This window comes from Coprococcus sp. RTP31081st1_H1_RTP31081_211007 (assembly GCF_040227275.1).
In the GTDB taxonomy this organism is placed as follows: Bacteria; Bacillota; Clostridia; order Lachnospirales; family Lachnospiraceae; genus Coprococcus; species Coprococcus aceti.
Genome location: NZ_JBEHVP010000001.1, coordinates 518,280 through 543,068, shown reverse-complemented (window position 1 = coordinate 543,068; position 24,789 = coordinate 518,280). Strand labels below are relative to the sequence as shown.

20 protein-coding genes are annotated in these 24,789 nt (G+C 45.4%); all 20 read left to right on the top strand.

Annotated features, from left to right (window positions below; genetic code table 11):
* Positions 1 to 72: 72 nt before the first annotated feature.
* The 20 genes from ABUA31_RS02380 (at position 73) to ABUA31_RS02285 (ending at position 24,533) form a co-directional block, all read left to right on the top strand.
* Positions 73 to 639: a P-loop nucleotide/nucleoside kinase family protein gene (locus tag ABUA31_RS02380; protein WP_015533536.1), complete on the top strand. Its 567-nt coding sequence runs from the start codon at positions 73 to 75 to the stop codon at positions 637 to 639.
* Positions 640 to 680: 41 nt separating this feature from the next.
* A complete protein-coding gene (locus tag ABUA31_RS02375) occupies positions 681 to 1,916 on the top strand; it encodes a DUF1015 domain-containing protein (protein WP_349818544.1) in 1,236 nt (411 codons plus the stop codon).
* A 19-nt stretch (positions 1,917 to 1,935) separates the two neighbouring features.
* On the top strand, positions 1,936 to 3,819 hold the full coding sequence (locus ABUA31_RS02370) for a GlgB N-terminal domain-containing protein (protein WP_349818545.1): 1,884 nt from the start codon (positions 1,936 to 1,938) through the stop codon (positions 3,817 to 3,819).
* Between the two features lie 15 nt (positions 3,820 to 3,834).
* On the top strand, positions 3,835 to 4,743 hold the full coding sequence (locus tag ABUA31_RS02365; RefSeq protein WP_015533533.1) for a mechanosensitive ion channel family protein: 909 nt from the start codon (positions 3,835 to 3,837) through the stop codon (positions 4,741 to 4,743).
* A gap of 139 nt (positions 4,744 to 4,882) precedes the next feature.
* Positions 4,883 to 5,980: a CobW family GTP-binding protein gene (locus ABUA31_RS02360; protein WP_349818546.1), complete on the top strand. Its 1,098-nt coding sequence runs from the start codon at positions 4,883 to 4,885 to the stop codon at positions 5,978 to 5,980.
* 31 nt (positions 5,981 to 6,011) lie between these two features.
* On the top strand, positions 6,012 to 6,971 hold the full coding sequence (locus ABUA31_RS02355) for a TIGR03943 family putative permease subunit (protein WP_015533531.1): 960 nt from the start codon (positions 6,012 to 6,014) through the stop codon (positions 6,969 to 6,971).
* A 180-nt stretch (positions 6,972 to 7,151) separates the two neighbouring features.
* Positions 7,152 to 9,461, top strand: coding sequence for a DUF8725 domain-containing protein (locus ABUA31_RS02350; protein WP_349819985.1), 2,310 nt, complete (start codon positions 7,152 to 7,154; stop codon positions 9,459 to 9,461).
* Positions 9,461 to 10,426, top strand: coding sequence for an ABC transporter ATP-binding protein (locus ABUA31_RS02345; RefSeq protein WP_022216089.1), 966 nt, complete (start codon positions 9,461 to 9,463; stop codon positions 10,424 to 10,426). Before ABUA31_RS02350 ends, ABUA31_RS02345 begins: the two co-directional genes overlap by 1 nt.
* Positions 10,404 to 11,294 carry an ABC transporter permease gene (locus ABUA31_RS02340; protein ID WP_349819075.1) on the top strand — a complete coding sequence of 297 codons (891 nt, stop codon included), beginning with the start codon at positions 10,404 to 10,406 and terminating at the stop codon, positions 11,292 to 11,294. Before ABUA31_RS02345 ends, ABUA31_RS02340 begins: the two co-directional genes overlap by 23 nt.
* A 120-nt stretch (positions 11,295 to 11,414) precedes the next feature.
* The gene (locus ABUA31_RS02335; protein ID WP_349819074.1) at positions 11,415 to 12,947 is read left to right on the top strand and encodes a YifB family Mg chelatase-like AAA ATPase; all 1,533 of its coding nucleotides are present in this window, start codon (positions 11,415 to 11,417) and stop codon (positions 12,945 to 12,947) included.
* A 1-nt stretch (position 12,948) separates the two neighbouring features.
* Positions 12,949 to 14,028 (top strand): DNA-processing protein DprA, encoded by a 1,080-nt coding sequence (dprA, locus tag ABUA31_RS02330; protein WP_349819073.1) that lies wholly within the window; start codon positions 12,949 to 12,951, stop codon positions 14,026 to 14,028.
* 77 nt (positions 14,029 to 14,105) lie between these two features.
* Positions 14,106 to 16,190 (top strand): type I DNA topoisomerase, encoded by a 2,085-nt coding sequence (gene topA, locus ABUA31_RS02325; RefSeq protein WP_055223980.1) that lies wholly within the window; start codon positions 14,106 to 14,108, stop codon positions 16,188 to 16,190.
* A gap of 321 nt (positions 16,191 to 16,511) precedes the next feature.
* Positions 16,512 to 17,276, top strand: coding sequence for a GTP-sensing pleiotropic transcriptional regulator CodY (codY, locus tag ABUA31_RS02320; protein ID WP_022216094.1), 765 nt, complete (start codon positions 16,512 to 16,514; stop codon positions 17,274 to 17,276).
* A gap of 38 nt (positions 17,277 to 17,314) precedes the next feature.
* Complete coding sequence (locus ABUA31_RS02315) at positions 17,315 to 18,523, top strand: prolipoprotein diacylglyceryl transferase (RefSeq protein ID WP_349819072.1); 1,209 nt, start codon at positions 17,315 to 17,317, stop codon at positions 18,521 to 18,523.
* A gap of 19 nt (positions 18,524 to 18,542) precedes the next feature.
* Entirely contained in the window at positions 18,543 to 19,289 is a 747-nt protein-coding gene (locus tag ABUA31_RS02310) for a hypothetical protein (RefSeq protein WP_349819986.1), read from the top strand.
* Between the two features lie 30 nt (positions 19,290 to 19,319).
* Positions 19,320 to 20,135: a hypothetical protein gene (locus ABUA31_RS02305; RefSeq protein ID WP_022216096.1), complete on the top strand. Its 816-nt coding sequence runs from the start codon at positions 19,320 to 19,322 to the stop codon at positions 20,133 to 20,135.
* Between the two features lie 208 nt (positions 20,136 to 20,343).
* Positions 20,344 to 21,078, top strand: a complete 735-nt coding sequence (rpsB, locus tag ABUA31_RS02300) for a 30S ribosomal protein S2 (protein WP_055144098.1) — start codon at positions 20,344 to 20,346, stop codon at positions 21,076 to 21,078.
* A gap of 30 nt (positions 21,079 to 21,108) precedes the next feature.
* Entirely contained in the window at positions 21,109 to 22,188 is a 1,080-nt protein-coding gene (gene tsf / locus ABUA31_RS02295; protein WP_022216097.1) for a translation elongation factor Ts, read from the top strand.
* A 402-nt stretch (positions 22,189 to 22,590) separates the two neighbouring features.
* On the top strand, positions 22,591 to 23,277 hold the full coding sequence (locus ABUA31_RS02290) for a response regulator transcription factor (RefSeq protein WP_015533517.1): 687 nt from the start codon (positions 22,591 to 22,593) through the stop codon (positions 23,275 to 23,277).
* Positions 23,274 to 24,533, top strand: coding sequence for a sensor histidine kinase (locus ABUA31_RS02285; RefSeq protein ID WP_022216099.1), 1,260 nt, complete (start codon positions 23,274 to 23,276; stop codon positions 24,531 to 24,533). Before ABUA31_RS02290 ends, ABUA31_RS02285 begins: the two co-directional genes overlap by 4 nt.
* Positions 24,534 to 24,789 lie beyond the last annotated feature (256 nt).

The window sequence follows — 24,789 nt, the reverse complement described above, 5'->3', positions numbered from 1 at the left end:
GTTGTAAGCAAATAGCAATTGTGATAAACTATTAGAAAAATTGATTTCATTTACATGGAGGCATTTATAGATATGAAGAAGCTTATTTTAGTTACATCACCACCAGCATGTGGAAAGACATTTATTTCAAAGCAGGTTGCAAAGGCACTTCACAATTGTGTATACCTTGACAAGGATACACTTATCGTGCTTTCAAAGCAGATATTTGTGGTTGCCGGACAGGAGTACAACCGTTCATCAGACTTCTTCCAGAAGGAGATCAGAGATTACGAGTATTACTGTGTGCTGGATCTTGCATTTGAGGCATTGGATTACAATGATACAGTTCTCATCAATGCTCCGTTTACAGAGGAGATCAGAGATGATGAGTATCTTGACAATCTTCGCGCTAAGCTTGCAGAGAAAGATGCAGAGCTCTTCGTTATCTGGGTAAATACAAGAAAAGATGTATGTCATGAGAGAATGATCAAGAGAGCTTCAGACAGGGATACATGGAAGCTTGAGCACTGGGATGAGTACATCAACAGCCAGAACTTCAATCCGCCTACAAACATCAAGGATCTCTTCATATTCGAGAACTCATCAGAGGAGGAATATGAGGATTCGATCAAGAAGGTTGTCAAGGCTGTAAGAGGTTAATTGGCACATACAATAAAATATTTATGACAGGAGTAGAGAATATGGCAACAATCAGAAGTTTTAGAGCCTATAGACCGAGACCAGATGTTGCAGGCAGAGTAGCTGCCTTGCCATACGATGTGTATAACCGTCAGGAAGCAGAGATAGAGGTCAAGCGCGAACCATTATCATTTTTGAAAGTGGACAGAGCAGAGACATCCTTTGGACCAGATGTGGATACATATGCTCCATGTGTATATGATAAGGCTGGTCAGCTGCTTCAGGGCATGATAGATGATGGAACATATATCATGGAGCGCAGACCAGTCTATTATATTTATGAGCTTATCATGGATGGCAGGCATCAGACAGGACTCGTGGCATGTTCTTCTATAGATGACTATATGAATGGAGTCATCAAGAAGCATGAGAATACCAGAGAGGACAAGGAGATAGACAGAATAAAGCATGTCGAGGCATGCGGAGCGCAGACGGGACCTATATTCCTTGCGTACAGAGCGATAGATAAGGTTGACGAGATCATCGATAGAGTGAAGAAGGGTGATAAGTTGTACGGCTTCACATCACCTGACGGGATCACTCACAACGTATGGATAATAGATGACCAGGAAGATATAGACACCATCAGAGCTGCATTTGAAGGAGTGGACGATATCTATATAGCGGATGGACACCACAGGGCGGCATCGGCCGTCAAGGCGGGAATCCATATGAGAGAGAAGAATCCGGGATATACCGGGGATGAGGAATTCAATTATTTCCTCTCTGTACTTTTCCCTCATGACCAGCTTATGATCATGCCGTACAACAGAGTGGTAAAGGATCTCAACGGACATGACAAGCAGGAATTCATGGATGAGGTTTCAAAGATATTTGATGTGACAGCCAGTGATGTTCCGGTGGAACCACAGGTCAAAGGACAGGTGGGAATGTACATGGATGGAAGCTGGTACAGACTAGATGTCAGAGAAGGTATTGTTCCGGATGATGTCGTGGGCAGACTTGACGTATCGGTACTTCAGGACAATGTGCTTGCACCGATACTTGGAATACAGGATCCGAGAACTGATCAGAGGATCATGTTCGTAGGTGGAATCAGAGGACTTGCAGAGCTTGAGCGTCTGGTGGATGGAGGAATGGCGGTTGCATTCTCGATGTATCCGACATCCATCACTGAACTGTTCGACATTGCAGATGCGGGACTTCTCATGCCTCCAAAGTCAACGTGGTTTGAGCCAAAGCTCAGAAGCGGAATATTTATACACAAGATAGACTAACATTAGGAGAAGGGGTTTTATGGAGATATTTGTATTGAAATCAGATGAGGTTGCAGCGATAACAAGGGGTACGCATGGCAACCCTCATCATATTCTTGGTATGCACCAGTGTCTTAATGACTGCTATGTAAATGCATACCTTCCGAGGGCTACGGCTGCGTTTGTTCTCAGGATAAATGAAGAAACGGGCGAGCCGATATTTAAATATCCTATGACCGAGATAGGTTCACAGGGATTTTTTACAGTGAAGATCGAGGATAGCGGGGCATTTGCATATAAGCTCATAACAGAAGGCGAGCAGGCGGCTGAATTCTATGATCCGTATTCATTCGGATACAGCGTGGATCCGGTCAATGTCATGAAGGTGGTAAATGGAGACGATGGAATATTGTCGGATTTCCATGTAAAGGATCTGTTTGGAGCAAGACAGATCACGCTCGATGGTGTACAGGGTGTATCATTCTGCATGAATATGCCGGGGGCAACCAGGGTCAGTGTGGTCGGAGATTTCAACGGATGGGATGGACGCGTGAATCCTATGAGAAGGATTGACTACACTGATATGTTTGAGCTGTTCATTCCGGGCGATCTCATGAATACCAGATACAAATTCGAGGCATTATACAGAGATGGAAATACAGATATATTTGCAGACCCTTACGCTGAGGTTTATGAGGTGGCACCGGGGAATGCGTCGGTACTTGCAAAGCTTGAGTATAGCTGGTCAGACTCTTCATATATGAAGAAGAGAGGCAGTGTATCTGCCCCGGTAAATATATATGAGGTCCACATGCCGACATGGAAGAGAAACTCAGATGGATATCCTCTTAACTATCTCGAATTTGGCAAAGAGGCTGCCATGTACGTGAAGAATATGGGATACAACTACATACAGTTTATGCCACTTATGGAATATAGAGATGACAATGGCTGGGGTTATGATACCGTGGGAATGTTCGCTCCGACATCGAGATTTGGAACACCTACGGAGTTCATGGCTATGGTCGACCATTTCCACAGCAAGGGAATAGGCGTTATCATGGATATGGTATCTGTAAGGGATGTGGATTGCATCGCATATTGGATAGACACATATCATCTGGACGGAGTAAGGCTGGAGGACGAGGAGCTTATCAGAGCATTGAGAACAACCCTCGGCACTGCAGGCGATGCTGTCATGACAGATCTCAGGTGGAATAATGAAGCTGTGTCCAGAGTGACAGATTTCATGATGATACCTCCAGTGAACAGAGGAAGCTTTATGGATTATACATGTGGTATACCATTTGACGAGAAGGATGATACCGTATGGGCGCTCAGCCATGATGAGGTTGCATATGAGCGTGGAAGTTACGCATCCAAGATGTCGGGTGGCTATGAGGACAAGTATGCTGATCTCAGACTTCTGTTTGGTCTCACCATGTCACTACCGGGAAGAAAGCTGACATTTATGGGACAGGAATTAGGCGGATTTGCCGGGTTTGACGGAAGAACCCAGATCGACTGGTCGGTTCTTGAGTTCGATGCAAACAGCTATTTTCAGAAATATATAAAGGAACTCAACAAATTATACGATACAAAGAATGCTCTGTGCGGTGATGGCAGGGACCTTGCCGGCAGTGCACTTGATATGCAGGAGAAGGGACAGGTAATATCATTTGTAAGACATGGTTTGGATGTCGCAGATGATGTGTATATTGTCTGCAACTTCGGACTTAAAAATGTGACAGGATATAAGCTTCCGATTGAGACGGATGGAAAGTACAGAGAGATCTTCTCAAGTGATAACCTGAAATACGGAGGCGAGGGCAACAATAATAAAGGATATGAGACTGCGGCGGATGGCGTGATAGAAGTGAGTGCTCCTGCACTGTCATTTGCAGTGTTTGCCCATGTAAAATAGGAGGAATAGACATTTATGCTATTGATTGGTGATCTGTATAACATGGCGGCTGATACTGCGACCACAGAGAGTGTGGTCGGGGATGCGGTGAAGGAGGCCACGGATCAGGTAAGTATCGTAGGGCAGTATATCCAGAAGCTTACAGACTGGTGTATGTCCAAGCTTGGCAGTATAGTTGTGGCTGTCATATTCATGGTCGTCTGCTTCAAGCTGGTGAAGTTGCTGCTCAGGATACTCAGGAAGAGTTTTGAGAGGTCAAAGCTGGATCCAAGCGTTGCTGGTTTTTTCATATCTGCGGTCAAGATTGTTCTGAATGTGTTGATCGTGCTCACTGCGGCGAGCATTGTGGGATTTCAGATCACTTCATTTATAACTATACTAGGCACAGCGGGGGTTACCCTCGGACTTGCACTTCAGGGAAGTCTGTCGAATCTTGCGGGCGGCTTGTTGATTCTCATATTAAAACCATTCAGGGTCGGTGACTATATTGTGGAGAACAATACCCACTGCGAAGGAACAGTCGTGTCCATAGACATATTCTATACAAGGCTGATAACTTTCGACAACAAATCAGTCGTCATACCGAATGGCAACATATCCAACACATCCCTTGTGAATGTGACAGAGCATGATATGAGGAGGGTGGATATACCATTTTCTGTTGCGTATGATTCTGATATGGAGAAGGTCAAGAGGGTTACCATTGAGACCATTAAGGATGTGGATGGTTATCTTCCGGATGAGCAGATTCTGTTCTATATAGATGAATTTGCAGACAGTGGGATCAATATGTATGTGAAGTTCTATGCGACGATAGAGAAGTTCTTTGATGCCAAGTGGGATGCCATGTGGAAGCTGAAAAAGGCATTTGACGAGAATGACATAGAGATTCCATTTAATCAGATGGATGTACACATGAAATAAATACTCAATAATCCACATATGATGTCTGATTTCTTGCAAAAATAAAAGCAATCGAGTATAATCATGTGGATGTAGATATCAAAGACCGTGTATTTAGTATACATGGTCTTAATATAAATTTGTTTAAGGAGTGATTGATATGACAAAGATTGATATTATCTCAGGCTTCCTTGGAGCTGGCAAGACAACGTTGATCAAGAAACTTATTGAGCAGGCATTTAAGGGAGAGAAGCTGGTTCTTATAGAGAACGAGTTTGGTGAGATAGGAATCGATGGCGGTTTCCTGAAGGATGCCGGCGTTCAGATCACAGAGATGAACTCAGGTTGTATCTGTTGTTCACTGGTCGGAGATTTCGGTACTGCACTTAAGCAGGTTATCACAGATTACACACCTGACAGGATCATCATTGAGCCATCAGGAGTTGGCAAGCTGTCTGACGTTATCAAGGCAGTAAAGGATGTATCAGGAGATCTTGATGTAGAGCTCGACAGCTACACAACAGTTGCCGATGTGTCAAAGGTTAAGATTTATATGAAGAACTTTGGCGAGTTCTTCAACAACCAGATCGAGAGTGCTAACACTATCATCCTGAGCAGAACACAGACTACTACACAGGACAAGATAGAGAAGGCTGTAGCCATGATCAGAGAGAAGAACGATCATGCAACCATCATTACAACTCCATGGGATGAGATCGATGGAGCAGCCATCAGAGAGGCTATGCAGAACTACAAGTCTCTTGAGGAGACAATGATGGATGAGGCTAAGAAGGGACATGATCATGACCACGACCACGGCGATGAGTGCACATGTGGCTGTCACGACCATGAGCATCATCACGACCACGATGAGCACGAGCATCACCACGACCACGATGACCACGATCATCATCATGATCACGACCATGGCGATGAGTGTACATGTGGCTGCCATGACCATGATCACCACCATCATCATGCAGATGAGGTATTTACAAGCTGGGGCAAGGAGACACCACACAAGTACAATGAGGACAAACTCAGAGAGATCCTTGACACTCTGGCTGACACAGAGAAGTACGGTGTTATCCTCAGAGCAAAGGGTATCGTACCTAGCGATGCAGGTGAGTGGCTGTACTTTGATCTTGTACCAGGCGAGTTTGAGGTCAGAAAGGGCAAGGCTGACATCACTGGTAAGCTTTGCGTAATAGGAAGCAAGCTTAAGGAGGACGACCTTGCAGAACTGTTCGAGGTTTAAGAAGGTTGTTCTATGATAAGGAGTTAATATGATGGGACGTCAGAATAAAGAGATACCTGTATATGTGTTCATGGGATTCCTTGAGAGCGGTAAGACAACATTTGCCAAGGAGACCCTGATGGACAGAGGCTTTACAGGTGGAGCCAAGACACTTCTTCTCGTCTGTGAGGACGGAGAGGAGGAGTATGATCTTGAGGCTCTGAAGAAGGCTAATATATATACAGAGTTCATAGAGGAAGATCAGCTCACCACAGACCATCTCCTTGACCTTCAGGACAAATACAATCCGGAACAGGTCATGATCGAGTACAATGGTATGTGGAAGCTCGATAAGATATTTGAGATAAGGGTTCCAAAGGGATGGACGGTTGTCCAGGTTATCTCATTTGTGAATGCGGAGACATACGATGTGTACTCACAGAACATGAAGGCAACCATGGTTGAGCAGTTCAACAGTGCGGACATGGTCATCTTCAACAGATGTGATGAGAATTCCAAGATCCCTGAGTGGAGAAGATCCATCAAGGCGGTGAACAGAAGAGCACAGATCATCTTTGAGATGAAAGATGGCTCCATTGCACCTGAGACAAATGAACCTGAGGATCTGCCATACGATGTGAGCGCAGATGTGATAGAACTGCCGGATGACGATTTCGGTATCTGGTATGTGGATGCATCTGACATGAAAGAGAGATACGACGGCAAGAAGATCCACTTCAAGGCCATGGTATTTAGACCAAAGCAGTACGGCAGCAATGCATTTGTTCCTGGAAGATTCGCCATGACATGCTGTGTTGAGGATATCCAGTTTGTCGGATTCAAGTGCTATTATCAGGGTGCTAAGAATCTTGTGGACAGACAGTGGGTTGATGTCACAGCCAAGATAGGCTATGAGTATTACCCAGATTTTGAAGGTGAAGGACCTGTTCTCACAGCAGAGAAGGTCACGCTCACAAGTGCGCCTGATGAAGAGGTAGTATATTTCAGTTAAGAGTTGAGCAGCTCCCTGAATACATGATATTTGATGTATCCGGGGAGCTTTTTTTGCGCGGCCGGGGAATGCCGGAAGAGCTTTGACGTGTCCTTACGAAAGTGTAAGTTGCGTTATTTACCAGCAGAATTTATTATAAGTTTAGTGTAAAAAATAAAGTCAAATTGGAAGGAAAGACTTATGATCAGATCGGCGAAACTTGCGTGTGGCGGTGCGGTTGCACTTATGCTGCTTGGAGGTATGATCTGTCCAGCTATGGCGGAAACGAACACAGATAGTGCATATGGACGGGTTGAACAGAGGATAATTGAAAATAACCCTGATTTTGATATACAGCTAAAGTATGGACTCAATGGATATGCGGTAAATGACAGAGGCAGTGTTATCAGGCTGGATATTGTGTGCGACACAGATTTTGCGGGAAATGTGTCTGTACAGACGAGCTATTCCGAAGGCTTTGGCACGAAGAATATGACATATGCCAGAGATGTGGAATTAAAGGCAGGAGAAAATACAGAGCTGGAATTCTGTGTCGATAATATGGGCTCCGGTATAGCAAAGGTTGAGATCAAGGACAGTGACGGAGAGCTGGTGTACTCAGAGCGGGATTCACTGAGTATAGAGGGCAATGATATGGTAGTTGCGGTGGGCGTGATGAGTGACAGACAGGATGCCATGTCTTATATAGAGGATGTCTCCATGGACAATGTGTATGATAATGCAAAGGTAGAGACTGTTGCATTATCACCCTCAGACATTCCTGAGTCCGAGGAGGGACTGGAGGCTATAGAGTACATGTTGGTGGATGATTATGATCTGTCGGGATTGTCAGAGAAGCAGAGTGCTGCCATAAAACAATGGGTGTACAGTGGTGGAGCTATGATACTGGCCAAGTCGTCAGATGAAAATGAACTCAGCAGCTTTGACGGCGATTTTGTCTCCGCTGTGAATGACACACAGAAGGTATATGAGCTGGACGGCTCAGATGGGTACTATCTGAATATGGGATACGGCCGGATCGTGGTGCTCCCGTATTCGCTTGCACAGACGGATGAGAAGGATAAGACTGCCCAGGCGCAGGCTGCTCTGGAGGCAGGCTTTACGGATATGACACAGAACTGGATCGATGGAGGCTGGTATTATGGTGGCACATATTATGGATATGATGTGGCAAATGCAGCCAACAAGAGAAGCACCCCGTCACCTGTTGTCATTATGCTCGTGCTGATCATATATATCATTGTGTGTGGTCCTGTGGCGTACATCGTCCTCAGCAGGCTCAAAAAGAAGGAGCTCATATGGGGAGTTATCCCGGTATGTGCAATTATCGGTACAGGTGCCATATATATGGTAAGCCTCAAGTACAGAGTTATAAAGCCTATCGGACTTACATTTGTGGCTGCGGATATAAGCGGTGATACCAAGCGGGAGGATGCATATTCATATATAATAGGCGGCAGATCAGGCCAATACAAGATAGACATCAACAGCAAATATTCCAACATCGAGATGGATGATTCCATGGAATCCAGCTTTTATGACAATCTCAATGCGGTAAAAAATGATGGAAAAGATGGCGTTACACTGAATTATTACAGCAATCGTTCATTTGGCACTATATCAGCTAATGCAAGCTTTGCTGGAAGCAACGATATTGGAAGAATTCGGAAGAATTTGACATTATATACAGATGGCTTTGAGGGAACATTGACAAATGACACCTCGTACGATGTGGAGAATCTTGTGGTCATGTCCGAGGGATATTATTACGTTGCTGATGTCCTGAGAGCGGGAGATACCATACGGATAAGCAGGAAGAATACCCACAAATTTGACGGCGGCTCCATACTTGACGGAATGAGATCATATTACACGAAGAAGTATGGTGAGGATTATTTCGGAGATGATGAATCGTCGGCGGAATGGTCCAGAAATTATTACATGCAGCTCCGGCTTGCCCAGTACAGTAGACTCGCTGCAGATGACGGCGTTGTGGCTGTGTGGGGAACCATACAGCGGGATCCGGATATGATGAGTGATGCCGATACGGAAAATTATGGCAGCTATATGGTATACGACATAGATACCCTTAAATATGAGGATGTGGATGGAGTTTATTATTACAGCATTTATGACAGGGATGAGAATGGAATCGGCGGATCAGATTATGGTGATGACGATCTGTTGATGTATTCTGAAACCGTGGACGTTAACATCAGATTTGGCAAGAATGATGATATAACGGAACTGATATACGATAAGACCCAGGCGGGAAGCGGCAAGAACAAGGTCGTAGTGCAGATGCTCAACAGAGAGACCGGTGAATATGACACGGTATTTGCCGATGGACAAACGATCATAAAGGGGCAGGAACTTGACAAATATATGTCGGACGGATGCCTGGCTATGAGATTTATATCTCCTCAGCAGGGAGATTATTATGTGGACAGTTACCTTCCACATATCAGTGCGAGGGGAGGTGTCCGGTAATGGTTGATATAGAAGAACTCACCAAGAGATATGGAAAGTTTGTTGCGCTCGATCATATGAATCTTCATATTGATAAGGGCGAGATATTCGGATTTGTCGGACCAAATGGTGCCGGTAAGACGACAACCATGAGGATCATGTGCGGACTCCTTAAAGCCACATCGGGAAAGGTCACCATAGACGGTGTAGACGCACTTGGCAGACCTGCGGATGTGAAACGGAAGATAGGATATGTTCCTGACTTTTTCGGTGTGTACGACAATCTGAAGGTCATGGAGTACATGGATTTTTATGGCTCCATGTACGGCATGAGCAAGCGGGAAGTGGAGAAGGTCGCAGATAAATATCTGGAGCTTGTCGCCCTTCAGGATAAAAAGGACGAGTTCGTCGACAGCCTTTCAAGAGGTATGAAGCAGAGACTCTGTGTAGCAAGAGCGCTCATACATGATCCCGAGCTTCTGGTGCTCGATGAGCCGAGTTCGGGTCTGGATCCAAGGTCAAGACATGATATGAAGAATATACTGCGTGATCTGAAGGAGATGGGCAAGACCATCGTGATAAGCTCGCATATTCTGCCGGAGCTTTCAGAGATGTGTACGAGTATAGGTGTCATAGACCACGGAAAGATAGTGGCCAGCGGAAGCGTGGATGAGATTGTAAATGGTGATAAGAACATGCCTCCTGTAAGGATAAAGGGATATATGTTGGGACTTGATGCGGAGGCCTCAGCCAACAGGATATCTGTCATTGTGAAGGAAAGATTCAATGTGGATCGCATAAGTATACAAGATGGAGAAATTCTTGTCTATTATTCAGGCACGAGGGAGTCTGACGCCGAGCTTCTCAGAAGTCTTGTGGACAACGGTGTGCACGTTCATCAGTTTTTCAGGGAGAAGGAAGATCTGGAATCCCTGTTCCTTAAGATTACGGGAGGTGAGAATCGTGGCGCGAAGAACAATTATTAATCCCATATTGAAGAAGGATATTCTGGTAAATGCGAGAAGTGCCAGAATGGTCGTGACGATAACAGTCATCAACTGCCTGTTTGCGCTGGTTGTCGGAATGCTCTTCATGACGAGCAGAGGCTCAGCATATCAGGTATATTATTCAAATATTGCACAGATGTTTCCTGTGCTTGCGGTGTGTGAGCTGTGCATAATAGGACTCATAGTTCCGATAATCACATCCACCTCGATATCCGGTGAGAGGGAGAGACAGACGCTTGAGATCATGCTGACGACTCCGGTAAGACCTATATCGATAGTTGCCGGAAAGCTCTTGTCGGCAGTTGCCACCACGGCAATGTATGTCATAGCAACTCTTCCGTTTATGGCGGTTGCATTCATAGTTGGAGGAATGGGCTGGGACGAACTGTTCAAATACCTTGGAATGGTTCTCTTTATAGATATATACGTTGGTAGTATCGGAATATTTTACTCCTGCGTGAAGAGAACTTCTGTGTCGGCGGCCATATCAACCATAGTGACTATAGCGGCTGTTGTGTTTTTATCATATGCGATAGGAGAAGTTTTTGAATCCATGATGTATATGTCGGACGGTTCAAGAAGCAGTTATGCTGCTTATATGATGGGAAAGGCAGTGTGCTATGCAGTCAATCCTGCCATATGGATAGCAGAAAATTTCATCAGATTGCTCAAGGATGAATCTGTGGTGGAAACCATGACGGGATACGGTAAATACACGAATTTCGTGGTGGATCATATGGCCGTGATCTCAGTGTGTGTGAATCTTGCAACATCATTTGTGCTGCTTAAGGTGGCTTCGGTGAAGCTGGTTAAGGGCAGCAGAAAAAGGAAAAAGTCAAGGATATGATATTCCAAACAGGTATACAAAATGGAGTTTGACTTGTGTTTGATTATGGGATATCCTTTTTAGTGTAATATGTGCTCCGATGGAGAGGCTGCTCGGCAGAGCGGGAAGGAGCACTTGCTTATGTATAGTAAAGTATTAAGTGGACTTGTACAGGGAATCGACGGGACGCTCATATCAGTGGAGACGGATATACACGATGGGCTTCCCGTTATGAATATGGTCGGATACCTGTCCTCCTGCGTGAAGGAAGCAGGAGAACGGGTCCGGACTGCACTGCGCAATTCTGGTTTCAACATTCCTCCGAAGAGAATAACGATCAATCTCTTTCCGGCGGATATCAGAAAGGAAGGCACTGCCTTCGATCTGCCCATCGCAGCGGGTATGCTGGCGTCCATGGGCGTTATTCCAACAGACAATATAAAGAACATACTTATCCTTGGAGAGCTGGGGCTTGACGGACATGTGAATACGGTGAGCGGTGTGCTGTCCATAGTTCACTCTGCGTACAGCGAAGGTGTGAGGAGCTGTATAGTGCCGGCGGGGAATTCCAGGGAGGCCGCCATTATACGTGGGATGACTGTTATACCGGTCACAAGTATAGGAGAGCTGGTCGATCACTTGAGTGGTATACAGACCATAGAGCCTGAATATGTTGATGTAGAAGCCATGCTGGATACGTCAGGGGATGAAGCTGAAGTGGATTTCTCTGAGGTAATGGGGCATGAATCCCTTAAACGTGGAGTGGAGATAGCCGCGGCGGGAATGCACAACATACTCATGACAGGTCCCGCCGGGGCAGGCAAATCCATGATAGCCAGACGTATCCCGACGATACTTCCGAGACTCAGCCTTGAGGAGAGTATAGAGATAACGAAGGTGTACAGTGTGGCGGGGCTTCTGGATGAATCCTGTCATATAATAAACCGCCGTCCATTCCGGGCACCTCATCATACGATATCCCTGCATGCCCTGTCCGGCGGCGGGCATAATCCGAGACCAGGAGAGATAAGTCTTGCACACGGTGGTGTGCTGTTTCTCGATGAGCTGCCGGAGTTTAACCGGAACGTGCTCGAGGTCATGAGACAGCCCCTTGAGGACGGTGAGGTCAGTATATCAAGGCTTGGTGGAATATACAGATTTCCTGCGGACTTCATGCTGGTTGCGGCGAGAAATCCATGCCCCTGCGGACAGTACCCGGATATGAACAGGTGTACATGCACTGTCAGGCAGATCAGGAATTATAATGCCAGGATAAGCAAGCCTTTGCTTGACAGGATAGATATAAATGTGGATGTTAGGAAGGTGGACTGCAGACAGTTATTTGGTGGCCGGACAGGGAAGAATTCAGCAGAAATGAGGGAGAGTGTGCTGAGGACCCAGAGGATACAGAGTGAAAGGTTCAGCGGTGAAAATATACGGTTCAATTCCCAGATGGATTCGGCATTATGCAGTAAATATGTAGTGCTTGACGGCGAGGCAAAGAATTTCATGGAGGACTGTTTTACCGATATGGATATGACTGCGAGAGGAGCATACAGGGTACTCAAGATAGCCAGGACTATTGCGGATCTCGATGGAGATCCTGAGGTCGGGATAAAACACCTGAGAGAAGCGGTGTTCTTCAGAAATGCGGACATTCAGGGAGGTGTGTGACATGACGGAGGAATTACTTTATCTCTGGTTTGGGATGATAAGCAGAATGACTCACACTGTGAAGATGAACGTTGCCATGAAATACGGAGGTATAAGAGGACTGTGGAACACTTCTGAGGAACAGCTTCGGGATGAACTCACACAGGCTCAGGCTGACGGATTCCTTGAACACAGGGATGCCGGGAAAGTTGCGGCATATGCAGAGGAGCTTCGAAGAAATGACATTACATATATTTATCCGGGACATAAGCTGTATCCCGGGAAGCTGTATGATATACCGGATCCCCCAATGCTTCTGTTTGCAGCAGGGGATGTGGATGTGCTGGCGGATCTGGACCCTGCGGTTGCGGTGGTAGGGGCAAGAAAGGCCTCTGTGTACGGAAGGGAAGCTGCCGACAGGCTGTCGGGGGAGCTTGCAGCATCAGGGGTTACTATAGTCAGTGGAATGGCACTGGGAATAGATGGCGCTGCGCACAGAGCTGCCATGACGGCCGGAGGAAAGACTGTGGCTGTGCTCGGAAGTGGTATAAATGTTCCGTATCCGAGGGAGAACTATGATATATATCACGACATAAGAAATGGCGGCGGAGTAGTGCTGTCGGAATGTGGGCTTGACATAAGACCGGATGCTTTCAGATTCCCGTACAGGAACAGGATAATCAGTGGACTTTCGTCCGGTGTGCTCATCGTTGAGGCGAGGGAAAAAAGCGGTTCTCTGATCACTGCGGACCAGGCGCTGGAGCAGGGGCGGGAAGTGTATGCTGTTCCCGGGAGGATCACGGATTCGGGCAGCAGAGGCTGTAACGGACTTATCAGAATGGGGGCGGTGTGTGTCACACAGGTGGAGGATATACTTGATGAAATGGGCATAAACCGAGCTGAATCAAAGGCATTTAACAAAAATTTACTTGCGCCTGCAGAGAAAAAAGTGTATAGTTGTGTACGTTTGGAATCAAGGCATATAGATGATATATGCTTCGAGACTGGGATTTCAGTGTCTGAGGTGACTCAGATATTGTATGAATTAGAACAGAAAAGATTGATAAAACAGTTGGTAAGAAATTATTATGTCAGAGCCTGACCATGAAAATGAACACTGCCGGAAGATGCTCTGGGATGATAAGAATTACAGGAAACCTACAGAAAGGACAGATAGCTATGGCAAAAAATCTTGTTATTGTTGAGTCTCCAGCTAAAGCTAAGACAATAAAAAAGTTTCTTGGATCAAACTATGAGGTGATTGCTTCGAATGGCCATGTGAGAGATCTGCCAAAGAGTCAGATGGGAATAGACGTTGATAATGATTTCGAGCCCAAATATATCACTATAAGGGGTAAAGGTGATATCCTTGCCGCTCTGAGAAAAGCGGTTAAGAAGGCCGACAAGATCTATCTCGCAACTGACCCGGACCGTGAGGGAGAGGCTATATCCTATCATTTGATGAAAGCACTTAAGCTGGAGAATAAGGATTACAAGAGAATTACGTTCAATGAGATCACAAAGAATGCGGTAAAGAATTCTATAAAGCAGGCAAGGGACATAGACATGAACCTTGTGGATGCCCAGCAGGCGAGACGAGTGCTCGACAGACTTGTTGGTTACAAGATCAGCCCGGTTCTCTGGGCAAAGATCAAGAGAGGTCTTTCTGCCGGACGTGTACAGTCTGTTGCACTCAAGCTCGTGTGTGACAGGGAGAAGGAGATAAATGATTTTATCCCGCAGGAATACTGGACACTGGACGCGAATCTTACCGGCGGCAAGCTCAAGAAGCCTATCACGTTCAAGTTTACCGGAGATGGTAAGAATAAGGAAGAGATATCAGGCAGAGCGGCACTCGATGAGATACTCAGCGGTCTTCAAGATGGAGAGTACGTTGTAAAGTCCATAAAAGAGAGTGAGAGAAACAAGAAGGCACCGCTGCCATTTACAACAAGTACGCTGCAGCAGGAGGCTTCATCGAAGCTCAATTTTGCGACATCCAAGACGATGAGGATCGCACAGCAGCTCTATGAGGGAGTTGATATCAAGGGCCGTGGAACGATAGGTCTCATAACATACCTGAGAACAGATTCCACTAGAATATCAGAGGAAGCAGTTGCTGCTGCTGACAAATATATAACGGACAATTTCGGTGATATATATATTGGCGATTCAAATGGACGCGCCAAGACAGATAAGAAGATACAGGATGCTCATGAGGCTATCAGACCTACAGATGTGACTTTGTCACCGGTCATGGTAAAGGAACAGCTCTCAAGGGATCAGTTCAGACTGTATCAGCTCATATATAATCGTTTCCTTGCAAGCCAGATGGCGGGGGCGGTATATTCTGTCAAGAGTGTAAAGGTAAGCTGCGGCGATGCGACATTCCAGACATCCGCATCAAAGATAGCATTTGACGGATTCCTTGCTGTATACAATCTGGACAATGACAGAGGAGAGACAGTTGCGGGAATCAACAATCTTGCTGAGGGCGATGTGCTGGAGCTTGACGGCTTTGAGGAGAAACAGCATTTTACACAGCCGCCTGCAAGATATACAGAGGCATTGCTTGTCAAGACATTGGAGGAGCTTGGAATTGGAAGACCAAGTACCTATGCTCCAACCATATCGACCATACTTGCGAGAAGATATATAACGAAGGAACAGAAGAAGTTATATGTGACAGCCATAGGTGATGCGGTTAACCAGAGCATGGAGCAGGCGTTCCCGGTTATCATAGATGTGAATTTCACGGCTAACATGGAGTCCCTTCTCGATAAGATAGGAGAGGGAACCGTGGACTGGAAAGTGGTTGTCCGCAATTTCTATCCGGATCTCGACGAGGCGGTGAAGAAGGCGGAGGCAGAACTTGAGTCCATCAAGATAGAGGATGAGGTGTCCGAGGAAGTGTGTGACGTGTGCGGACGAAACATGGTCATCAAGTATGGTCCTCACGGCAAATTCCTGGCGTGTCCTGGATTCCCTGAGTGCAGATTTACAAAGCCGTTCTACGAGAAGATAGGTGTTACCTGTCCTAAGTGTGGCGGAGACGTGGTCATCAAGACGACGAGAAAGGGTAGAAGATACTATGGATGTATCAATGCACCTGAGTGTGATTTCATGTCATGGGCAATGCCAAGCAATGAGAAATGTCCTGAATGTGGAAAGTACATGATAGTAAAGGGCAATAAGCTGGTATGCTCAGATCAGGAGTGTGGTTATACCTGCAACAACAAGGCGGCGGAGACTGCTGATAAATAATTAAGATATAAGATATGTGACAGACAGATTCCTAATTGGAGACAATTAGTGAATTTGTCTGTTTTTTTGTTGAATTGTAGAAAAATTAAAAGAAGTGTATGGTTGTCATAATTATTAAAATTGTGTCGAAAAAAAGACTGACCACTATATGTTGTGGCTGAAAAATCCAGTAAAATCAACACTTTCTTAAATCTTTGTTTTTAGGACAACTTTACATAAAATATGGTTGTTATGTTAATCTTGTTGTGGTAGAATCACAAATAGTCATAATATTTCGAGCAAAAGATACTTTTTGTTACATAAAAAAATGGAGGATAACTTATGAGTGTACAATTGTTAGATAAAACACGAAAAATCAACAAGTTATTGCACAATAACAATTCACATAAGGTTGTTTTTAATGACATTTGTGATGTGCTCAGCGACATTCTTGCTTCAAACGTGATGGTAATAAGCAAGAAGGGCAAGATACTCGGACTCAAGAACAGAGAGGATATTCCGGAGATCCATGAGCTCATTGAGGGTAAGGTAGGAAGTCTCATAGACAACATGCTCAACGAGCGTCTTCTTCTCGTCCTGTCCACTAAGGAGAATGTTAATCTGACGACACTTGGATTTGATGGAAAGGATATAGACAAGTATCATGGTCTGCTCCTTCCTATTGATATAGCAGGAGAGAGACTTGGAACTCTGTTTCTGTACAGACTTCAGACTGAGTACGATATAGATGACATCATTCTTGGCGAATATGGAACCACCGTTGTGGGACTTGAGATGATGCGGGCGCTCAATGAGGAGAATGCTGAGGAGAACCGCAAGCTGGCCATAGTGAGATCAGCGATCAACACTCTGTCGTTTTCAGAGCTGCAGGCGATCAAACACATTTTTTCCGAGCTTGACGGCGAAGAGGGAATACTGGTGGCAAGCAAGGTCGCAGACAGGGTAGGCATAACAAGATCGGTTATAGTGAACGCACTCAGAAAGTTTGAGAGCGCAGGTGTTATCGAGGCGAGATCATCGGGAATGAAGGGCACGTACATAAAAGTGCTGAATGATGTGGTGTTTGATGAACTGAAGAATGCCTGAGAACAGAATTATAAATACATCGAAAAGGAGAGACGTATATGATACCGGCAATAGTGACATTGATAGTAGGTGTAGCGATAGTGATAGTAAGCTTTTTCCTCACTGACAGTCCAAAAGAGAATACAGAGAATTCTGTGATGGATGAGAGCAGGGAGAATCTGGAGAAGAAGCTTGATGAGTATTGTAACAGCCTTGTAGAGAAGAAGAAGAATGAGCTGAAGAAACAGGGCGAAGCTGTGAAATCAGACATGAAAAAGGGCCTTGATGAGGTCAGGGAGTCATCGAAAAAAGAGCTTGCTGAGATGAGAGAGAGTTCAAAGAAGGAAATGAGTGAGCTCATGGACAGCACAAGGAAGGATCTGGATGAGTTCAGAGCCGGCACAGTCAAGGCAAATGAGACAGCCCAGGCTGATACCCAGAAGAAGATAGATGATGCAGTCAAGGCATACGAGGAGGGGATAGAGGCTGCAAAGAAGAAGATGCAGACAGAGCTTGAGGCTTGTGAGAAACAGTTGTCAGAGAAGGCCAAGAAGCAGATGATAGATTACATCAACCAGAGCCTTAAGGATGCATACGAGGCATATGATCCGGATGACACCAGCGAGAAAGAGCCCGTGACATACGATGAGCCTGAGACTGTAGAGACTTCCGAGTCAGAGCCTGCGGAGGCAGATAACGGATCAGAGAAGACTGAGCCGGATGCAGAGAAAGCTCAGTCAGAAAATGATTCTCAGGCAGCAGATAAGACAGAGACAGCAGATGGAGCTGAGACTAAAGCTGATGCTGAAGCAGAAGATGACGTAAAGACAGACGGTATCGCTGACAATGATAAGTCGGAGACATCCGAGGGTGAAGCGCAGAAAGAGAATACCGAGTCAGAGAGCAGCACTGAGGCTGTTGCAGATGCAGAGGCTGCCGAGAAAGCAGTCAGTGTGGAGAATGCACCGGTAACAGACAGTGCATTTACAGTGGTAGAGGCTGAAAATCCTGAGAAGGCAGCCGCAGCGATCGCTGAGAATAACAATGCTGCCAGATCTAGAAACAATCGTTCAAAGAAGAGAAAAAAGAAGAAAGCCGCTCAGAACAAGGTTGTTGATATATGGGATGAAGGCACAGATGTAGAGTCACAGGTTGCAGATCTGCACAAGAAGGGACTCAGCATCATGGAGATCGCAAACAAACTTGGAATAGGAGTTGGAGAGGCTAAGGTTATGATAGACAAGATCAATGAGGCTGACAAACAGTAATCAGTCCGGGAGGTAAGCTATGTATAAAAAAAGTTATTTCAGAGGCCTTGGTACAGGGCTGGTGATAGGAGCACTTACCATGACTGTTGCGTTTAATTTTGGAAATGCCGGAAAAACTGATTCAGGTCAGGGCAAGACGGCGGTCGTAAGTCAGCAGCAGGATAAGAGCACAGAGGATTCTTCCACAGAGACAACAACAGAGAAGAAGACCGAGGATAAGACGACAGAAAAGACAACGACAGAGAAAGTAACCACGGAAAAGAGTGCCAATGCCGATAAGACTACAACAGAGACAGGCAAGTCAGAAAATGGCAAGAGCGATGCAGAGAGCGGCAGCGGAAGCAACAGTGGTACTACCGGAAGTTCCGACAAGTCAAATGAAACCGGCACAACAGATAACAACGGAGGCCTTTCTGATAAGACAGAGAGAGTTCCATCTGCCAAGGACAACGGCTATACAGAGGATAAGAATTCGCAGACCGGTTCAGGAAGCAGCACAAATAAGACTACCGAGGCGGCGACAGAGGCTGTGAAAGCGAGTGCCATCAAGTATGACAATGGCGGCGGAGAGATCACATTTGGATCTGGAACATCTGCATACGAGATATGTCAGTTGCTTGGACAGATAGGCATCAGGGATGCAGATGAGTATTACGACTGGCTTCTCAGATCGGGATATTCTGAGAGTCTTGTACCTGGAACATACACATTTACCGGAAATGAGACAAACGGCGGAATAGTGTGGATACTATTAGGTAATCAGTAAAGATACGAGAAAAGGGAGGAGTAATCAATTATGGGAGACAATATGAATAATGAGGAGATGGGATATCCGGGACAGCGTTTCAGTGCGGGTAGTGGTAGTAGTAGTATGGATCCGTTTGCGCCAAATCCGGCAGCCTTGCAGTATGTACCGAATGAATTTGGAATAACTCACAGTGAGACCAGTCCTATGTACCGGTATAACAATCCGGCTGAACCGGATAGTGGAGCTGCCTCACAGACGGACAACTATTATCCGGGACAGCAGTACGGTCAGAATCATCAGTATGGCCAGAACCAGATGTATGGTCAGAATCCACAGTATGGACAGAACCAGATGTATGGACAGAGTCAGCCATATGGCCAGGGTTACGATCAGGAGACTATGAATCCACAGGGGAAAAAAGCAAAGAGTTCCGGATCAAATGTTCTGGCAGGACTGGTAGGAGCGTTTCTTGGATCACTGGTCGGAGTTGTGCTCTGGCTTGTTGTGTATAAGCTTGGTTATATCGCAGGCATATCAGGAGCGGTTATGGTCATATGTGCCATGATGGGGTACAACAAGTTTGGAAAGAAACTTGACCTGAAGGGCATAATAATCTGCGTAGTGTTGTGTATAGGAATGATATACATTTCAGAGAGACTGAGTGTCAGCATGGAATTATATCAGGAATTTAGTGATTATGGATATGATGTGAGCTTCTTTGACTGTTATAAGAGTATGTATGATGTGCTGGATGCTGCAGATACTATGAGTTCATTCTGGGGTGAGCTTGCGGTCGGTTATCTTCTGTTTGTTGTAGCCAGTGTTTCATATATAATAAACAGCATCAGGACAAGAGCAAAATAGAACACGGACCGGCAGACAGAATACTTCTTATAAAACATATATTTTCAGAAAAAAGTGCTTGAATGCACTTTTTTTTTGTGTTACAATGTCGATTGCGTGAGTGCGCATAACAAATATACATGCTGGTTGATAGTTGGCGTGGTGCCTGTGCTCGGGTGGTCCAAAGAGTTGATGCCGGCAGAAGATTTTAACCATGGAGGTAGAAAAAATGAGCGTTATTTCAATGAAGCAGTTATTAGAGGCAGGTGTACATTTCGGACACCAGACAAGAAGATGGAACCCTAAGATGAAGCCATACATCTACACAGAGCGTAATGGTATCTACATCATCGATCTTCAGAAGTCAGTAGGAATGGTTGACGATGCTTACAATGCAATCGGTGATTGTGTTGCAAACGGTGGAACAATCCTTTTCGTTGGTACAAAGAAGCAGGCTCAGGACTCAATCAAGAGCGAGGCAGAGCGTTGCGGTATGTACTATGTAAATGAGAGATGGCTTGGAGGTATGCTTACAAACTTCAAGACAATCCAGACAAGAATCGCTACTCTTAAGAAGTACGAGGAGATGGAGCAGGACGGTACATTTGACGTTCTTCCTAAGAAGGAAGTTATCCAGATCAAGAAGGAGATGGAGAAGCTCGAGAAGAATCTTGGCGGTATCAAGAACATGAAGAGAATCCCAGACATGATCTTCGTTGTTGATCCTAAGAAGGAGAGAATATGTATCCAGGAGGCTCAGTCACTTGGAATTAAGCTTGTTGGTATCGCTGATACAAACTGTGATCCAGAGGAGCTTGATTATGTAATCCCTGGTAACGACGACGCTATCAGAGCTGTAAAGCTTATCGTTTCAAAGATGGCAGACGCTGTTATCGAGGCTCAGCAGGGTGTTGATGCTGATTCAGTAGATGAGGCAGAGGCTGAGGAGACTACAGAGGAGTAATTATAACAAATATTCGGAGGTAGAAATAAAATGGCAATCACAGCAGCTCAGGTTAAAGAGTTAAGAGAGCTCACAGGTGCCGGTATGATGGATTGCAAGAAGGCACTTGCAGAGACTGATGGTAATATGGAAGCAGCAGTAGATGTACTTCGTAAGAGCGGTGCAGTTAAGGCTGAGAAGAAGGCAAGCAGAATCGCAGCAGAGGGTATCTGCCGTGCAGCAGTTAATGGTACAACAGGTGTTGTTGTAGAGGTTAACTCAGAGACAGACTTCGTTGCTAAGAACGAGATATTCCAGACATTTGTTCAGCAGATCGCTGATCAGGCACTTGCTTCATCACTTGTTGGTGGCAAGGATGGCGAGGATGTTGAGGCACTTCTCGGAGAGAATGGTCTTAAGGAAGCCCTTGTTGACAAGACAGCAACAATCGGAGAGAAGTTATCATTCCGTAGATTCCAGAAGCTTTCAGGCGATGTAGTAGTTGACTACTTACACGGCAATGGAAGAATCGGTGTTATCGTAGCTGGTAACGGCGCAAGCGATGACGCTGCTAAGGAAGCACTCAAGAACGTAGCTATGCAGATCGCAGCTATGAACCCACAGTACATCAGCAGAGCTGATATCTCAGCAGACGCTATGGCTAAGCTTAAGGAGATCACAGTTGACAGTGCACTTAATGCACCTGATACACTTCCAAAGCCAATCCTTAACAAGCTTATCGCAAAGGCTGTTGACGGCGTATGGAGCGCAGAGGATGTAGCTATCTACGAAGAGAAGAAGAGCAACATGAACTTCTTATTCAACTTCCTTTCAAAGGAGGCAAAGGCACAGCTTGCAGAGCTTGCTATCGCTGATAAGGATGTTATCGTTGCAGATAAGATCTTCAATGGCCTTGTTGAGGGACGTATCTCAAAGCAGGTTAAGGAGATCAGCCTTCTTGATCAGGTATACGTTAAGGCTGAGGATGGCAAGCAGACAGTTGCCAAGTACCTTGAGTCAGTTAACAAGGATCTCAAGATCGCCAGCTTCGTTCGTTTCGAGGTTGGAGAGGGAATGGAGAAGAAGAACGAGGACTTCGCAGCCGAGGTTGCTAAGCAGATGAACGTTTAATCATATCCCGTATCTGAATATATGAATAATTGCCTTGCGGTTGGCTTTTGAGCTGGCCGTGGGGCTTTTTTATTGTCTGTTTCTGTTGATATCCAGCACTGTATAAAATATAATCTATGTAATTGCGGTTCAGATGATCGCAAACGAGCTGAGTAACGAGCAGGGACACATAGAATCGGCATCCGGGCTTTTGGTCGACCTTATGCTTGACGGTGTGGAGGCAGGGAAGCGGGTATGAATGCCCATCTTGCCAAGCCTATAGATACAGACAGACTTGTCCAGACAATTGTTGATGTCATGAAGGTTTAAGCTTTATTTAAGCTTGAGGGGTAAAATACGAATTATAGATGGTTTGCGTCATATCTGGTGGAGACCATAATAATATGAGACGGAGATAAGATTATGAGATTGCTTCTTGCGGAGGATGAGAAAGCGCTTTCAAGCGCGCTTCAGGTTATATTGAAGCACAACAATTACTCAGTGGACGCTGTGTATAACGGACAGGATGCCTATGATTACATTATGGCAGGGGTGTATGACGGAGTCATACTTGATGTCATGATGCCAAAGATGGATGGCTTTACCGTGCTGTCAAAGATCAGGGCTGAGGGCTGCGATGTTCCGGTCATTATGCTCACGGCCAAGGCTGAGACTGATGACAAGATCAATGGCCTTGATCTGGGGGCGGACGATTATCTTGCAAAGCCATTTGAGACAAAGGAACTCCTGGCAAGGATACGCGCGATAACCAGAAGAAAGAGTGAGGCGGTCAGCACGGAGATGAAGTATGGCGACTGCACGTTAAACAGCCTGAATTATGAGCTCAGTTCATCTGGTGGAAGCGTAAAGCTGCAGAACAAGGAATATCAGATCATGGAACTGCTGATGGCAAATCAGAATGCGATAATATCAGCAGAGCTTATGATGGAGAAGATATGGGGCTATGACACGGATACGGAGATCAGTGTTGTGTGGGTCAATATCTCGTATCTCAGGAAGAAACTCAGTCAGATAGGCTCAGGGGTGTCCATTAAGGCAGTAAGAAATCAGGGATACATACTTGAGTATAAGGAAGAGGATAGAACATGATAAAGAATCTGAGAAAAAGATTTATATTTGCGGCAATGGCATCCACATTTGGAGTGCTGTTTGTCATAATGAGCATTCTCAACATAGCAAATTATGCCCGCATGGTTTCAAGGGCGGATGATACCTTAAGTGAACTGGTGGATAATAATGGACAGTTTGACCGCAGGGATTTTCTGAAAGAGAAGGTTAAGACCAATGCGGATTCCCAGCCACCTGATAAGCCTGATGGCAAGAGCAATGATAAGTTCTCACCGGAGACACCATTTCAGACAAGATATTTCTCCGTGGTCGTAAGTGATGGGGCTGTTGAGTCCTACAGCCTTGACAATATAGCTGCTGTTGATGAATCGGAAGCCGAGTCGTATGCTTTGAAGATACTTGGGGACGGTTCAGACAGTGGATTTACGGATATATACAGATACAGGGTAGCGGACTGTGAGGATGGAACCAGGATAATATTTGTCGACTGCCGTCAGGAGCTGGAGTCGTTCAGAAATACGTTGGTATACAGTGTAGGAGTGTCACTTCTGGGATTCCTTGCGGTGTTCATGTTGGTGCTGTTCTGGTCAAAGAAGATATTCAAGCCGGTGGCTGAGAGTTATGCCAAGCAGAAGCGGTTTATCACCGATGCAAGCCATGAGATCAAGACACCCCTAACCATCATAGATGCAAATACCGAGGTCATAGAGATGGTGAACGGTGAGAGTGAATGGACGAAGAACACCAGGGATCAGGTCAAGAGGCTGACAGCGCTCACAAATCAGATGGTGGCTCTCTCCAGACTGGATGAGAATCCTGAACCGAAGGAGAAGGCAAAGTTTGATCTGTCTGATGTGGCGTATGAGGTGATAGATCATTTCTCGTCTCTGTCGGAGGTTCGAGGCAAGAAGATCAGCGCGGATATCGAAGATGGAATAAAGTATGTCGGAGATGAGAATTCCATCAGGCAGCTCATAAGCATACTGGTGGATAACGCCATGAAGTATGCTGTTGAATCAGCGGATATAAGTATATCCTTGAAGCGTGATGGCAGAAAGGTGAAGTTTGTTCTCAAAAACCTTACAGATGGCATGGAAGAGGGCTCTCAGGATATATTGTTTGAGAGATTCTATAGACCTGACAGCTCAAGAAATTCGGAGACCGGAGGTTCGGGAATAGGACTTTCTCTCGCCAAATCGATAGTTGAGTCTCACAAGGGCAGGATAACAGCAAGATGTGACGGGGATGGATACATCACATTCCAAGTTACATTATAGAATAATACAGTGTGTATACGTTAAAACGCTCTGTTCATGATATGAAGTTTACATAACATATCATGGACAGGGCGTTTTCTTTGTATAAGCGTTGGGATTTATTGTGCATATTTGAAAATACATAACATAATATTATCCTGTTGCGCACAAATTTGCAAATAGATTGCGCTTGAGTTGCGCTTTGATGTATACAAAATGCACAATTAATTCTTAAAAACATTGTCTACAAGCGACATGGTAACCAGAACTCAAATAT